Annotated in this window: 12 protein-coding genes; 3 read left to right on the forward strand and 9 right to left on the reverse strand. The window is 73.3% G+C overall.

What is annotated here, in order from left to right; all coding sequences use genetic code 11:
- Window positions 1-52: 52 nt before the first annotated feature.
- Entirely contained in the window at window positions 53-2,119 is a 2,067-nt protein-coding gene (locus ACZ7BZ_RS26400; protein WP_470360462.1) for an MDR family MFS transporter, read from the reverse strand.
- Window positions 2,120-2,387: 268 nt separating this feature from the next.
- On the opposite strand from ACZ7BZ_RS26400, the gene ACZ7BZ_RS26405 reads away from it, so the two are divergent.
- Window positions 2,388-3,908 (forward strand): MFS transporter, encoded by a 1,521-nt coding sequence (locus tag ACZ7BZ_RS26405; RefSeq protein ID WP_470360463.1) that lies wholly within the window; start codon window positions 2,388-2,390, stop codon window positions 3,906-3,908.
- Here the strand turns inward: ACZ7BZ_RS26405 and ACZ7BZ_RS26410 are convergent.
- A complete protein-coding gene (locus ACZ7BZ_RS26410) occupies window positions 3,871-4,707 on the reverse strand; it encodes an ABC transporter permease (protein WP_470360464.1) in 837 nt (278 codons plus the stop codon). The two genes, ACZ7BZ_RS26405 and ACZ7BZ_RS26410, sit on opposite strands and share 38 nt — an antisense overlap.
- Window positions 4,704-5,615, reverse strand: coding sequence for an ATP-binding cassette domain-containing protein (locus ACZ7BZ_RS26415; RefSeq protein WP_470360465.1), 912 nt, complete (start codon window positions 5,613-5,615; stop codon window positions 4,704-4,706). Before ACZ7BZ_RS26415 ends, ACZ7BZ_RS26410 begins: the two co-directional genes overlap by 4 nt.
- 134 nt (window positions 5,616-5,749) lie before the next feature.
- On the opposite strand from ACZ7BZ_RS26415, the gene ACZ7BZ_RS26420 reads away from it, so the two are divergent.
- Both ACZ7BZ_RS26420 and ACZ7BZ_RS26425 read left to right on the forward strand, forming a co-directional pair.
- Window positions 5,750-6,943: a sensor histidine kinase gene (locus ACZ7BZ_RS26420; protein ID WP_470360466.1), complete on the forward strand. Its 1,194-nt coding sequence runs from the start codon at window positions 5,750-5,752 to the stop codon at window positions 6,941-6,943.
- Window positions 6,940-7,638: a response regulator gene (locus ACZ7BZ_RS26425; protein WP_470360467.1), complete on the forward strand. Its 699-nt coding sequence runs from the start codon at window positions 6,940-6,942 to the stop codon at window positions 7,636-7,638. Before ACZ7BZ_RS26420 ends, ACZ7BZ_RS26425 begins: the two co-directional genes overlap by 4 nt.
- Before the next feature lie 337 nt (window positions 7,639-7,975).
- On the opposite strand, the gene ACZ7BZ_RS26430 is transcribed toward ACZ7BZ_RS26425, so the two are convergent.
- From ACZ7BZ_RS26430 to ACZ7BZ_RS26455, 6 genes are all read right to left on the reverse strand, one after another.
- Window positions 7,976-8,815 (reverse strand): SAM-dependent methyltransferase, encoded by an 840-nt coding sequence (locus tag ACZ7BZ_RS26430; RefSeq protein ID WP_470360468.1) that lies wholly within the window; start codon window positions 8,813-8,815, stop codon window positions 7,976-7,978.
- 86 nt (window positions 8,816-8,901) lie between these two features.
- The gene (locus ACZ7BZ_RS26435; protein ID WP_470360469.1) at window positions 8,902-9,666 is read right to left on the reverse strand and encodes a hypothetical protein; all 765 of its coding nucleotides are present in this window, start codon (window positions 9,664-9,666) and stop codon (window positions 8,902-8,904) included.
- 217 nt (window positions 9,667-9,883) lie between these two features.
- On the reverse strand, window positions 9,884-10,894 hold the full coding sequence (locus ACZ7BZ_RS26440; RefSeq protein WP_470360470.1) for an SdpI family protein: 1,011 nt from the start codon (window positions 10,892-10,894) through the stop codon (window positions 9,884-9,886).
- Window positions 10,891-11,238, reverse strand: a complete 348-nt coding sequence (locus ACZ7BZ_RS26445) for a GntR family transcriptional regulator (RefSeq protein ID WP_470360471.1) — start codon at window positions 11,236-11,238, stop codon at window positions 10,891-10,893. The genes ACZ7BZ_RS26440 and ACZ7BZ_RS26445 overlap by 4 nt, the downstream gene beginning before the upstream one ends.
- Before the next feature lie 55 nt (window positions 11,239-11,293).
- Window positions 11,294-11,587 carry a hypothetical protein gene (locus ACZ7BZ_RS26450; protein WP_470360472.1) on the reverse strand — a complete coding sequence of 98 codons (294 nt, stop codon included), beginning with the start codon at window positions 11,585-11,587 and terminating at the stop codon, window positions 11,294-11,296.
- A gap of 207 nt (window positions 11,588-11,794) precedes the next feature.
- The gene (locus ACZ7BZ_RS26455; RefSeq protein WP_470360473.1) at window positions 11,795-13,567 is read right to left on the reverse strand and encodes an oleate hydratase; all 1,773 of its coding nucleotides are present in this window, start codon (window positions 13,565-13,567) and stop codon (window positions 11,795-11,797) included.
- Window positions 13,568-13,822 lie beyond the last annotated feature (255 nt).

Genomic DNA, 13,822 nt, shown 5'->3' on the forward strand with positions numbered 1-13,822 from the left:
ACCTCGACACCACCCGGCTGTAGTCGGGGCGGGCGGCGTCCGTTTCCGGGCGTCAGACCTTGGCGCCGGCCTTGGCGCGGGCGCCGGCCGGGAGGCCGTTGGCGAGGTCCTCGGTGAGCAGGCGCCAGGCGATGGCGTCGGCGGCGGTGCGCAGTCGGGGGCTGCGGGGGCGGCCGGCGTCGGCGTCGAGGCGGTCGTTGAGCCAGTCGGACCAGGCGCGGCCGAGGGCGCGGACCTCGCGGGTGCCGGCGTCGGTGGGGGCGAGGCGGTCGCCGTCGCGGGTGAGGTAGCCCTCGGCGGCCATCCGGTCGAAGACCGGTTCCAGGACCTCGGGCGGCAGCTTCTTGCGGGTGGCGATGAGGTCGAGGGAGGCGTGGCCGACGGCCTTGGTGTGGCCGGCCACCTCCATCAGGGCCCAGGCGCCGGCGAGGTCGACCCGGGTGTCGGCGTCGCCGACGATGGTCCGTACGGTGTCCAGGTCCACGCCGCGCACGATATTGCACACCGCGTACTCCAGGTGCGGGTCGGAGTCGCTGGTGGTCGGCTGGGCGAAGCCCTCGCCCATGTCGGTGGAGCCGGCCCGGGTGGTGTCGCGCAGCTGCACCTGTTTGAGGAACAGCGCGACCACGAAGCCGACCACGGCCACCGGGATCGTCCACAGGTACACGGTGTGCAGGGCGTCCGAGTACGACTGGATGATCGGTGCGGCCTGGTCGGCGGGCAGCCGGTGCAGGCCCTGGGGGCTCTCGGCGGCGTGGGCCAGTACGGCCGGGTCGGCGCCGGTGAGCTGGGCGGCGGAGGCGACGCCCTTGGCCAGTTCGGTCTTGAGGCCGTTGGCGTAGATGGTGCCGAACACGGCGGTGCCGAAGGAGCTTCCGATGGTGCGGAAGAACGTCACCCCGGAAGTGGCGGTACCGAGGTCCGCGTAGTCGACGGTGTTCTGCACGGCGATGGTCAGCACCTGCATGCTCAGCCCGATGCCGACGCCGAGCACGAACATGTAGAGGGAGGCCAGCGCGGTGCCGGTGCCGGGTTCGAGTCGCGACAGCAGGTAGAGGCCGACGGCCATCACCAGCGTCCCGGCGATCGGGAACAGCCGGTACTGGCCGGTCTTGCTGACCACGTTGCCGCTGGCGATCGAGGCGATCAGCAGGCCGATCACCATCGGCAGCATCCGCACGCCGGAGACGGTCGCGGAGTCGCCGTCGACGTACTGGAGGAAGGTCGGCAGGAAGGTCAGCGCGCCGAGCATGGCGAAGCCGACGATGAAGCTGAGCACCGAGCAGACCGCGAACACCGGGTTGCGGAACAGCCGCATCGGCAGCATCGGTTCGGCCGCCCGGGTCTCCGCCCAGCAGAACAGCCCGAGCGCCACCACGCCGCCGACGAACAGGGCGATGATCACCCCGGAGCCCCAGGCGTACTGGTTGCCGCCCCAACTGGTCGCCAGGATCAGGGCGCTGGCGCCGACCGAGACCAGCGCGATGCCCAGGTAGTCGATCACCGGCCGCACCGCCGAGCGCACCGACGGGATGGTCCGGGCCGCCGCGATCACCACCACGACGGCGAGCGGGACGTTCACGTAGAACGCCCAGCGCCAGGACAGGTGGTCGGTGAACAGCCCGCCCAGCAGCGGCCCGATGACGGTGGCCAGGCCGAACACCGCGCCGATCGCACCCTGGTACTTGCCGCGCTCGCGCAGCGGGATGACGTCCGCGATCAGCGCCATGGCCGTCACCATCAGCCCGCCCGCGCCGATGCCCTGCACCGCCCGCCAGGCGATCAGCAGGGTCATGTTGGTGGACAGGCCGCACAGGAACGAGCCGCCGACGAAGACGATCGCCGACAGCTGGAAGATCAGCTTGCGCCCGTACAGGTCGCCGAACTTGCCGGCCAGCACGGTGGCCACCGTCTCGGCCAGCAGGTAGGACGTCACCACCCAGGACATGTGGGCGGCGCCGCCGAGGTCCGAGACGATGGTGGGCAACGCGGTGCCGACGATGGTCTGGTCGAGGGCGGCCAGCAGCATGCCGAGCACGATGGTGGCGAAGACGACGTTCCGCTGCCGCACGTCGAGCACCGGCGGGGCGGAGGGCGGGGTCTCGGTGGCGACGGTCATGCGGCCAGCCTCGGGGGCGGGCTGGCCGGTCGCGATCCGGTTCGTCCGTTCGAGTGAGCCAGACGTGAGACCGGGCGTGAGACCGGGCGTGAGCCGGAGGAGCGACCGGATGAGAGAGCGGACGTGCGCCGGACGCCGGGCGGGCTCGGGTGGCGGCGGGGTACGGCCCAGGTGAGGATGAGCCGGAGCAGAGCCAGGACTAGGGCCTGTCCTCGGGCCTGTCCGCCGGGCCCCGGGCCCCGGACCCGGACCCGGGAAGAGGCTCCCCATGACCGCCCCCACCTCCCCTGACGCGCAGGACCCGCGCCCGCAGCCGCCCGGTGCCTCCGCCGTCGGCGGGCGGGCCGACGCGCGCCGCTGGCGGGCGCTGACGGTCTGCCTGGTGGCCGGGTTCATGACCCTGCTGGACGTCAGCATCGTGAACGTCGCGCTGCCCACCGTCCGGGTCGGGCTGCACATGTCGGACAGCGGCCTGCAGTGGGTGCTCAGCGGCTACGCGCTGGCCTTCGGCCTGGTGCTCGTCCCCGCCGGGCGGCTCGGTGACGCCCGGAGCCGGCGGGCCGTCTTCCTCGCCGGGCTGGCCCTGTTCACCGCCGCCAGCGCGCTGGCCGGCGCGGCCCAGGACCAGGAGTGGCTGGTGCTGGCCCGGCTGTTCCAGGGCGCGGCCGGCGGGGTGCTGGTGCCCCAGGTGTCCGGCTTCATCCAGGTCCTGTTCCAGGGCGCCGAACGCGGCCGGGCCTTCGGCGCGCTCGGCGCGACCATCGGGCTGTCCACCGCTGTCGGCCCGTTGCTGGGCGGCCTGCTGATCCACCTGGCCGGCACCCAGGACGGCTGGCGCTGGGTGTTCCTGGTCAACCTGCCGATCGGCCTCGCCGCCCTGCCGATCGCCTACCGGCTGCTCCCGCCGCCGCGCCCGGCCGCCGAGCGGGCCGGGCACCGGGACTTCGACCCGCTCGGGGTGCTGCTGCTCGGTGCGGGGACGGTCGCGCTGCTGCTGCCGTTCGTCCAGGCTCAGCAGTGGCACGGCCCGGCCCGCTGGCTGCTGCTGCCGCTGGCGGCGGTGCTGCTGGCCGTCTTCGTCGGCTGGGAGCGGGTCTACGGGCGGCGGCACGAACCGCTGGTCAGCATGGCGCTGTTCGCGGTGCGGCCGTACGCGGCGGGGGTGCTGCTGTCGCTGGTGTACTTCGCCGGGTTCACCGCGGTCTTCTTCATCTTCACGCTCTACCTGCAGGCGGGCCTGCACTACTCGGCGCTGACGGCTGGTCTGGCGATCACCCCCTTCGCGGTGGGTTCGGGGGTGGCGGCCGCGGTGGGCGGGCGCCTGGTGAGCCGGCTGGGCCGGCGGCTGGTGGTACTCGGGCTGCTGCTGGTGCTGGTCGGCCTGCTGGCCTCGGCGCTGGCGGTGCAGCTGTGGTCGGGGCCCTCGGTGGGCTGGACGACGCTCGTACCGCTGCTGGTCGCCGGGGTGGGCAGCGGCCTGGTGATCTCCCCGAACCAGACGCTCACCCTCCAGCACGTGCCGCTCACCCGGGCGGGCAGCGCGGGCGGCGTGCTGCAGACCGCCCAGCGGGTCGGCTCGGCGGTCGGCATCGCCGTGGTCGGCTCGGTCTTCTTCGCCCACGCGGCCGGACCCCGCCCCGACTGGGCGCTGGCCTTCGAACTGGGCGTCGCCGTCGCGGCGGGGCTGGTGCTGACGGCCCTGCTGGTGGCACTGGCCGACGAGTGGGCCGGCCGGCGGGCGGCCGGCCCACTCAGTGGTCGCGGCGCCGGATCGCCACCGTCGCGATGAGCACCGAGGCGAGCGCCCACACCGCGTAGGTGGTCCAGGAGCCGGCCACGGTGGCCGGGTACTCGGTGGGTCGCATGTTCACCAGCGTGGTGCGGGCCAGGCGCTGCCAGGCCGGGAAGGGCAGGGCGTGCAGCAGGTCGGCGCTCCAGCGGTAGCGCTCGGTGACGAAGGACGGCACGAAGAACAGCACCACCACGGTGCCCACCACCGCCCCCGCACTGTGCCGCAGCAGGGTGCCCAGGCAGAGCCCGACCAGTCCGCAGACCGGGGCGAACAGGACGGCCGCGGCCACGTACCGGAAGGCGGTCGGGTCGGTGATCGACTGGCCGATGCCCCGGTCGGCGAGGATCGCCTGGGTGAGGCCGAAGGAGAGGCCCACGCCGGCCACCCCGAAGCCGACCATCACCGTCGTCAGCACGCCCGCCTTGGCGAGCAGCACCGCCTGGCGGTCGGGGACGGCGGCCAGGGTGGTGCGGATCAGCCCGGTCGCGTACTCGCCGGTGATGACGATCGCGCCGAGGCCGCCGGCCAGCAGCATCAGGATGTCGGCGCCGGCGGTGTCGAACGAGTCGTTCAGGGCGACCTGCTTCATCGCCACCGGGTCGCCGTCGCCGGGCAGGTAGTGGTCGTGGGTGTACTGGGCGGACTTGAGGTTGACGACGATGACGACCAGTGCGCCGAGGCCGAGCACCCAGGGGATGGAGCGCAGTGACCAGAACTTGAGCCACTCGGCGGCGAGCAGGTCGCCGAAGCGGTGGCGGCGCAGGGGCGTGGAAGGGGAAAGGGCGGCGGTGCTCATCGGGGCTCTCCGGCGAGGTATTCGACGCTGTCGGCGGTCAGTTCCATGAAGGCCTCCTCCAGGGAGGCCCCGCGCTCGGTCAGGGCGTACAGCAACAGTCGCTGCTCCAGGGCGAGTTCGCCGATCCGGCCGGCGTCCAGCCCGGTGACGTCGAGGCTGCTGTCCGGGCCGGGGCGGACGGTGGCGCCCTCGGCGCGCAGGACGGCCGTCAGCCGCTCGGGTTCGGCGGCGCGGACGGTGACGGTGCCCCGGCCGGCCCGGGCGGCGAAGTCGGTGAGGCTCTCGTCGGCGATCAGCCGGCCGCGGCCGATCACGATCAGCCGATCGGCGGTGTGCTCCATCTCGGCCATCATGTGGCTGGAGACGAAGACCGTCCGCCCCTCGGCGGCGAGCCGGCGGAACAGTCCGCGCACCCAGAGCACGCCCTCCGGGTCCAGCCCGTTCAGCGGCTCGTCGAAGAGGAGGACGGGCGGGTCGCCGAGCAGGGCGCCGGCGATGCCCAGGCGCTGCTTCATGCCCAGCGAGTAGCCGCCGATCCGCCGCCCCGCGGCGTCGGCGAGGCCGACCTCGGCGAGCACCTCGTCCACCCGTCGGCGGGGGATCGCGTTGCTGAGGGCCAGGGCCCGCAGCTGGGCGGAGCCGGTGCGTCCGCCGTGCACGTCGCCCGCGTCGAGCAGCGCGCCGACCTCCCGCAGGCCGCGCGGCAGGCTGCGGAAGGCCCGGCCGTCCACGGTGGCGGTGCCGGAGGTCGGGGCATCCAGGCCCAGGATCATCCGCAGCGTGGTGGACTTGCCGGCGCCGTTGGGGCCGAGGAAGCCGGTGACGTGCCCGGGGCGGACGGTGAAGGTCAGCTGGTCGACGGCCGTGCGATGGCCGTAGCGCTTGGTGAGTTCGATGACTTCGATCATGGCCACCACGATGCCGGGGGAGCCCCGGCCGCCACATCGGACCCGCGTCGACACCGCAGGGTCCACGGGCCTGCCCCGGTCGTACAACCACGGTTGGATGCCGGACGCCCGGCCGGTCGTTACGATCTTGGACCATGTCCGCGACACCGACAGCCCCGCTGATCCGGCGCGTCCCGGCCGAGGCCTGGGTCGCCCTCGCCTGGTGCGTGGCCGTCGCCTACCCCGCCGTGCTGCTCCGCGACACCGGCTGGCGGCAGCACGGCGCCGCCGCGCACGGCGGCCTGCCGTTCGCCCTGGCCACCACGGTGGTGGCCTTCGCCGGTGCCGCACAGGTGCGCCGCCGGCCGGTGCTCTCGGTCATCGTGCTGCTGATCGCCACCTGGACCGAGACCGACGGCTGGGCGGCGAAGAACCAGGTGCCCCCGGCCGCGCTTCTCGCCGTGGACGTCGCGCTCTTCGTGATCACCGCCGGAGCGCCGCGCCGTAGTTCGCGTGCCGCTTCCGCGCTGGTCATGACCTTCCTGGTGCTGCACATCGGACTGGTGCCCGGCAGCACCGTCGGCATCTTCACCGGCACCCACATCGGCACCGCCGACGGCGCCGCGCTGCTCGCCCTGGTCGCCTGGCTGGCCGGGCGCTCGGTGCGGCAGAACCGCGAGCACGCCGAGGCGCTGAGCAGCCGGGCAGCCGTCGAGGCGGTCACCGCCGAACGGTTGCGGATCGCCCGGGAGATGCACGACACCGTCGCCCACAGCATCGGCATCGTCGCCCTCCAGGCCGGCGCCGCCCGGCGGGTGATCGACCGCCGGCCCGAGCGGGCCAAGCAGGCGCTGGGCGAGATCGAGACCGCCGGCCGGGAGACCCTGGCCGCGCTGCGCCGCATGTTGGTCGCTCTGCGCCAGGCCGACGGCGAGGTGTCGGACACCGTCCCGGCGGGCCTGGCCGACCTCGACCGGCTGGCCGCGACCACCACCGCGGCCGGGGTGCGGGTCGAGCTGCGGCGCGCGGGCGAACCGGGGCCGCTGCCACCGGAGATCGACCTCTCGGCGTTCCGGATCATCCAGGAATCGGTGACCAACGTGGTCCGGCACGCGCAGGTCCGCGACTGCCTGGTGACCGTCGACCGCGCGGCGGGGGAGCTGAGCGTGGAGATCACCGACCGGGGCCGGGGCCACGGCAGCGGGCCAGGCAGCGGCTTCGGCCTGGCCGGGCTGCGCGAGCGGGTCGCCCTGCTGCACGGCGAGTTCGAGGCCGGGCCGCGCCCGGACGGCGGCTTCCGGGTCGCCGCCCGGCTGCCGATCCCCGGCCCCGCGGAGGTGACGGCGTGATCCGGGTGGTGCTGGCCGACGACCAGCCGCTGGTGCGGGCCGCGCTGGAAATGGTGATCGCCGAGACCGCGGACGTCGAGGTGGTCGGCGAGGCGGGCGACGGCGCCGGGGCCGTCCGGCTGGCCGCCGAACTGCGGCCGGACGTCGTGGTGATGGACATTCGGATGCGCCCCCAGCCCGGCGGCCGGGAGGTGCCCCCGGTCGCCGACGGCATCGAGGCCACCCGGCTGGTGACCGCGGCCGGCGGGCCGACCAGGGTGGTGGTGCTCACCACGTTCGACGAGGACGAGCACGTGTACGCGGCGCTGCGCGCCGGGGCCTCCGGCTTCCTGGTCAAGGACATGGCGCTGGACGACATCCTGGCGGCGGTCCGGGTGGTCGCGGCGGGGGAGGCGCTGATCGCGCCGAGCGTCACCCGGCGGCTGATCGGGGCGTTCGCGGCGCAGCAGCCGAAGCCGCCGCTCGGAGCGCAGGTGGCGGCGCGCCGGCTGGAGGTGATCACCGAGCGGGAGCGGGAGATCCTCACCCTGGTCGGCCGGGGCCTGTCCAACACCGAGATCGCCGCCGAACTGGTGCTCAGCGTCGCCACCGTGAAGACCTACATGACCCGGCTGCTGGCCAAGCTGGACGCCCGGGACCGGGTGCAACTGGTCATCCTGGCCTACGAGGCGGGTCTGGTCTCCATCCCCGGCTGAGCACCGTGGGCGTACCGGCCGGTCCGGGACGATCGCCTCCGCAGGCCGAGCGGGACGACGGTCAACCGGCGCAACTCCTCGGGGACACCCGGGTGCCGGCCCTCGGTGATCTCGGCGACGCGACGGACGTCCGTTCGCCAGAAGGCATGGCGGAGCCTTTCAGGGCGGGTTGGTATGAGTGGCACGTGCCGAACCCAGCCGACGCTAGAAAGCGTCTGACGCAACGTCAAGGAATTTCGTTCGCCCGGTGGACCGGCCCGGTGCACCACGCGGCCGCCCCCGGGCCTGCGGCTCGAAGGCTGCGGGTCCGGGGGCGACGGCGTGGTCGTGCGGCTGCTCAGTCCTTGACGGCCACGCCCGCGTACATCGCGATGTCCCGGTCGCGGATCGCCGGGGCGCCGGCGTCCGGCCGCCAGTGGTGGACCAGGGTGACGCCCGGGTCGAGCAGCCGGTAGCCGTCGAAGAAGGCCTCGGTCTCGGTCTTGTCGCGGATCTGCAGCGGGATGCCGCGGGCGTTGTACTCCCGGCCGACGCCGCCCACCCCGACCGGGTCGGTGTCACCGGTGAACACGGTGAGTGCGAGGAAGCTGCCAGGCGCCAGGGCGTCCATGAGGCGGCGGACGATGCCCCGGGGGTCGTCGTCGTCCAGCACGAAGTGGACGGTGGCGATCAGCGAGAGCGCCACCGGCTGCGAGAGGTCGAGCACCTCGCGCAGCCGGGGGTCGCCGATGATCGACTCCGGGTCGCGGAAGTCCGCGTCCACATAACAGGTGCGGCCCTGGGGCGTGCTGGACATCAGGGCCCGCGCGTGGGTCAGCACGATCGGGTCGTTGTCCACGTAGCCGACCCGGGCCTCGGGGGCGATCGCCTGGGCGATCTCGTGCACATTGGGCGAGGTGGGGATGCCGGTGCCGATGTCGAGGAACTGCCGCACCCCGTACCGCTCGGTGAGGTGGCGCACCGAGCGCTGCATGAAGTCGCGGGTGGTGCGCATCGAGACCGGCAGCGCAGGCCAGGCCTGCACCGAGGCGTGCGCGGCGGCCCGGTCCGCCTCGAAGTTGGTCTTGCCGCCGATGAGGTAGTCGTAGACCCGGGCGGAGTGCGGCACGTCCATCCGCAGGTCGACCGACGGGTACTCCTCGTTCGTCACGTGCGCGCTCCCCGTAGCTGCTGGCATCCGCCCCCGGCCGCCCCCGGCTCTGTCCGGCGGCCGACCTCCGTGCGCATGGTAACGGTTCGCCGGTGCGACGAGATGACGAATGGTCAGATCTGGGAGGCCTCCGGCCCTCGCACCTCCAACCCCACCGCCTGACGCGGCAGCCGCCCGGCCCCGGCCCGCCCGCCGCGCCCGGCCGCCAGCTCCACCGCCGCGCCGATCCAGGCCGCACCGAACGCCCAGGTCGCCACCCACTCGCACAGGTACACCGGCCGCACCGTCCAGTCCGCCCCGAACCCGGACAGCCCGGTGACCACCGCCGCCAGCAGCGCGACCACGATCAGCCCGCCCGCCGCCAGGTAGGCCGTGCCCACCCGGGCCGGCTGCGCCGAGCGCGGATTGCGGAAGGAGTACAGGCAGAACAGCGCCAGCATCACGAACAGCAGCCCGGCGAACACCAGGTGGAACGCCCCGACCGTGCGTTGCAGCCCGCTCGGATCCGACGGTGTCGTCGGACAGAGCGCCACCCCCAGCGCGAACACCCCCGCCGCCGTGCTCCACCGGTCGTCCCGCCGGTCGGACCGGTAGCAGATCAGGAACACCCCGAGCGCGCACAGCGCCCCGACGAACACGTTCCGCATCCCCGAGTAGTACGCGGCACTCATCGACGCGGGCCAGTACCCCTCGGTGGCCCGGCCGGTGACCTCGGCCGCCAGCCAGTTGCCCAACGGCAGTGCCGGTGGCAGAAGCACCCCGATCGCCCCGACGCCGAACCTGAGGAAGGTGATGGTCCGTTCGTCCTGGGCTGTCTGGACGGCCTGGACGGTCTGCTCCGAATCGATGGTCCCCTGGACACTCCGGTCGTCGGTCACGGACGCCTCCTCGCTGGTCCGCGCAATGCTTGGCCGTCAACTGGTGTACCCGCTAAGGAGATCACCCCACCACTGGATCAGGTGGTTTCCCGCGGTGCCGAGTTGACGCCGGTGTCGAGTCGCCGCCGGAGGACCGCCCTGGCACCGGGGTCGAGTGCCACGCTGCGTGGGCGGTCGGCGGTCGGCGGCCTCCGCGGGTTCGGCGGGGCGGGCCTGCTCAGCGGCTCGGCGTACCGGCCCGTTCGACGAGTGCGTTGAGCAGGGCCGCCCCGCGCTCGGCGTCGTCGACGCTGATCACGAAGTCCGTCCCGCGGGTGGTGCGGACGACCAGGCATTCGCCGGAGCGGACGAAGACGGCGGTGCCCTTGCGGAAGACCCGGAAGCCCCAGCCGCCGGCCTGACGGGCACTGAGGTGCTCGACCCGGGCGGAGGCGATCTCCGCGGGGGCGAGGTGCCGGGTCGGCAGGCCGAACGGGCCGAAGCCGACGTGCAGGCCGTCGCCGGTCACCCGGACCCGTACCGAGGAGCAGAGCAGGACGGTGACGGCGCCGGCGCCGAACAGGACGACCGACAGCCAGTCGGCGGACTCCGTGCGCCCGCTCGCGGCGAGCAGTGCGCCCGGCACCGCGACCAGCCCCAGGGCGGCGGCGAGCACCTGCAGCCAGTGGTTGGCGGCCTGGGAGAGCCAGACCAGCCGCTCGCCCGGCTTCGCGGCCAGCACCGGTGCCCCGGGGAGGACGGGCGCGGTCACGGCGGCGGCCCGTCGGGTCGCCAGCCAGGCCAGGGAGCCGGCCAGGCCGGCCGCCACGATGATCAGGACCACCTCGACGCCCATCGGTGCGGCGTCCTGCCAGCGGGTGCGGTCCAGGTTGGCGCGCACGATGGAGGCCTGGGCGCCGGCCAGCAGCACTCCGGTGGCGGCCAGGACCGGTCCGGCGACGCCGCGGGTACGGTCGGGCCCGAGCCGCAGACCGACGGCGAGCCCGAGCGCGACCAGCAGCCAGACCCCGGCCGGGAGCAGCGCCGCCATCGTCAGCGGCATCGAACCGTCCGGGCGGCTCCCGCTCCAGTGGGTCGCCACCTGCTCCGGCAGCCGGTCCCGCGCGGTCAGCGGCAGGGCGACCAGCAGGCCCGCCACGCCGAGGGTCCAGACCACGGCCCCCCACAGCGCGGCCCGGCGCACCGGCCGGTCTGGGACGGGCTCTCCGGCCGCTTCTTCGAACGTCACGACATCCCCCTGATCAGATCCACGAGATCATTCCTGCTGTAGCCGGACCGGGCCGCGTCGGCGACCAACTGCCTTACCCGGTCCATCAGTTCGGCCCGGGTGTCGGCGTCGGTGGCGACCGTGATGCCGCGGCCCCGGCGGAACTCCAGCACCCCCTCGTCGCGCAGGGCGCGCAGCCCGCGCAGGACGGTGTTGGTGTTCACGCCGAGGGCCCGGGAGAGCTCCCGGGCGGGCGGCAGTTTGTCGCCGGGGGCGCACTCGCCCTCCGCGACGGCCCGTCGGATCGCGCCCGCCACCTGCTCGTGCAGGGGGCGGGCGTCGCCAAGGTCCAGCTTCAGCAACATGGTGCTAGTGACGATAGCACCATGCGGTCATGGTGCTGGGTGGGGCCCGGCCGGCTCAGGGGATGCTGAGGCTCTGGGCTCCGGTGACGCGGCTGTCGTCGCCGGCGGCGATCGTTTCGACGACGTCTCCGGTGCAGTCCGCGGCGGAGTAGATCTCCACTGTTCGGTCGGTGAGGTTGTCGACGATGCTGGCGGCCTCGTCCAGGGCGTAGCAGCCGGAGGGATCCGTATGGGTGGCGCCGTTGATGGCCAGGTCTCCGGTGGCCGCGGCCGCCGGGCCGGTGGTCAGGGTCAGGGCGGCGATGGCCATCAGGGGGGCGCCGAGTGCGGTGGTAAGGGTGATTGTCATGCAATATGAATAACCATTCGGAGCTTGTGCCTCCCCGGGAGCGGGCGGGGGTCACCCCCGCAGGGCGGCGGCGTGGGCCGAATGCCCGCAAGCGGTCGAGCGGTGGGCGCGGGGCCGCCTCCAGGCCGACTCGGGAGCGGCTCAGGAGTGGCTCGGGAGCGGCTCACGTTCAGCTCGGGAGTCGCTCGGGAGCGGCTCGATTTCGGATCAGGAGCGGCCGTCCTCGATCAGGCCGAACTCCCGCAGCAGCTCGCCGACTTCGGTCTCCTCCAGTCGGCGCAGCAGCCGCTTGCGCAGGAACTCCGGCCCCGGCAGGTCGAGTTCGGCGCCGTCCCGGAGCCGGGTGGTGGCCGCCAGCAGCTTGCGCACGTCATAGGTGGAGTCGAACACCTCGGGCACGCCGCGCTCGACGCCCAGCAGCCGGTAGACCGCCTCCATGCCGGTGCGCACCGAGTACTCGGTGGTGAAGATGCAGTCCCGGGTGGTCTCGGCGAACTGGCCGATGAAGGCGAAGTTGACCGCGCCCTCGGGCACCACGTCCGGCCGGTCGCCCGCGTGCCGGGGCAGGAAGAAGGACGTCACGTACGGCATCATCACCGGCACGCAACGGGCGGCCGAGGCGGCCAGCTCGGGGATCTCCTCGACCGGCACCCCCAGGTGGTACAGCCATTCCCGGGTGATCTCCTCGCCGGTGCACTCCTGCATCGGCTTCCGCACGTGGTCGCCCGGGCGGTCGACGAACAGCGAGTACAGCCAGACCACGATCTGGTCGGCGGGCTGCTGCTTGAAGTGCGGCTGGCGGTTGACCGTCCAGCTCAGCAGCCAGGAGGAGTCGCGGGCGGTGACGATGCCGCTGGTGACCACGCCGCCGCCGAACGGGTCGCGCCGGGCGACCTTGCGGATGTACTCGGGGATCCGCGGATCCAGCGTGGTGACCGTGGCGGACTCCCACTTGCTCGCGGCGATGTTCCCGCAGAACACCTCGGGGCGGCCGAAGGCCGGGTCCTTGGCGGCGATCCGGCGCCACAGGTCCCAGGCCGGGGCCGGGCCCTCGTTCAGGCGGGCCGGGGTGCGCTGGTCACCGTTGTCGGAGTTCTCGGTCAGCGAGCCGATGGTGGTGAACACCAGGTCGTCCTCGCCGAGGTCGGCCCCGCCCTCCCGCCCGGCCTCGCGCCAGTGGATCCGGGTGGCCAGTTTGCGCCCGGGGGAGAGCTCGAAGTCGATGTCGGTGACCTCGACGTCGTAGCGGAACCGCACGCCCTGGTCCATCAGCCAGCGGGTCAGTGGCAGTACCAGGGACTCGTACTGGTTGTACTTGGTGAACTTCAGCGCCGAGAGGTCCGGCAGGCCGCCGACGTGGTGGACGAACCGGTGCAGGTAGAGCTTCATCTCCAGCGCGCCGTGCCACTCCTCGAAGGCGAACATGGTGCGCCAGTACAGCCAGAAGTTGCTGTCCAGGAAGCTCCGGGAGAAGACCTCGTCGATCCGCCTGCCCTCCAACTCCTCGCGGGTCGCCAGGAAGATCCGCACCAGGTCCTTCTGTGCGGTGTCGTCGAGCGCGAACAGCCCGTTCGTACCGGCGTCCTGGCCGCGGCGCTCGGTGACGCGCCGGAGCGAGAAGTTGGGGTCGTCCTTGTTCAGCCAGTAGAACTCGTCCAGCACGGACGCGCCCTCGACCTCCAGCGAGGGCACCGAGCGGAAGAGGTCCCATAGGCACTCCATGTGGTCCTCCAGCTCGCGCCCGCCCCGGACCACGAAGCCCTTGGCCGGCTCCTTGATGCCGTCCAGCGCGCCGCCGGCCAGCTTCAGCCGCTCCAGGACGGTGACCCGGTCGCCGGGCACCTGGCCGTCCCGCACCAGGAACGCGGCCCCGGCCAGGGAGGCCAGGCCCGCCCCGACGAACCACGCCCGCTTGCGCTCCGCACCCTCGGGCTTCCTCGGCCGGGCGAACGCCTCGTAGTTGCCGCTGCTGTAGTACAAGCCCGCGCTCCCTTGAAAGTTCGGCATCGAACGGCCCGCGGGCACGGCTGTCCCTCGGGCGCTTCCCATCCACCCATCCGGGAGTGGTCGTCGCCCGCTGGTTGAGCCGGACGGGTGAAGCGGAGGGCCCTCCGGCGATCCGCGTATGGAGTGCGTACGGAACGTCCTCCGGGGCGTCAGGAAGGCGTCAAAGCGGCCCGGAGCGGCCGGCCGGCGGCGGTTGGGTGGAGACCGACGGACGAACGGACCACGCGA

The organism is Kitasatospora sp. NPDC036934, assembly GCF_055608425.1.

What these genes read in the sequence shown, in the direction of transcription:
- ACZ7BZ_RS26400 (WP_470360462.1), bottom strand. Translation starts at nt 2,119, where the DNA reads ATGACCGTCGCCACCGAGACCCCGCCCTCCGCCCCGCCGGTGCTCGAC.
- ACZ7BZ_RS26405 (WP_470360463.1), top strand. Translation starts at nt 2,388, where the DNA reads ATGACCGCCCCCACCTCCCCTGACGCGCAGGACCCGCGCCCGCAGCCG.
- ACZ7BZ_RS26410 (WP_470360464.1), bottom strand. Translation starts at nt 4,707, where the DNA reads ATGAGCACCGCCGCCCTTTCCCCTTCCACGCCCCTGCGCCGCCACCGC.
- ACZ7BZ_RS26415 (WP_470360465.1), bottom strand. Translation starts at nt 5,615, where the DNA reads ATGATCGAAGTCATCGAACTCACCAAGCGCTACGGCCATCGCACGGCC.
- ACZ7BZ_RS26420 (WP_470360466.1), top strand. Translation starts at nt 5,750, where the DNA reads ATGTCCGCGACACCGACAGCCCCGCTGATCCGGCGCGTCCCGGCCGAG.
- ACZ7BZ_RS26430 (WP_470360468.1), bottom strand. Translation starts at nt 8,815, where the DNA reads ATGCCAGCAGCTACGGGGAGCGCGCACGTGACGAACGAGGAGTACCCG.
- ACZ7BZ_RS26445 (WP_470360471.1), bottom strand. Translation starts at nt 11,238, where the DNA reads ATGTTGCTGAAGCTGGACCTTGGCGACGCCCGCCCCCTGCACGAGCAG.
- ACZ7BZ_RS26450 (WP_470360472.1), bottom strand. Translation starts at nt 11,587, where the DNA reads ATGACAATCACCCTTACCACCGCACTCGGCGCCCCCCTGATGGCCATC.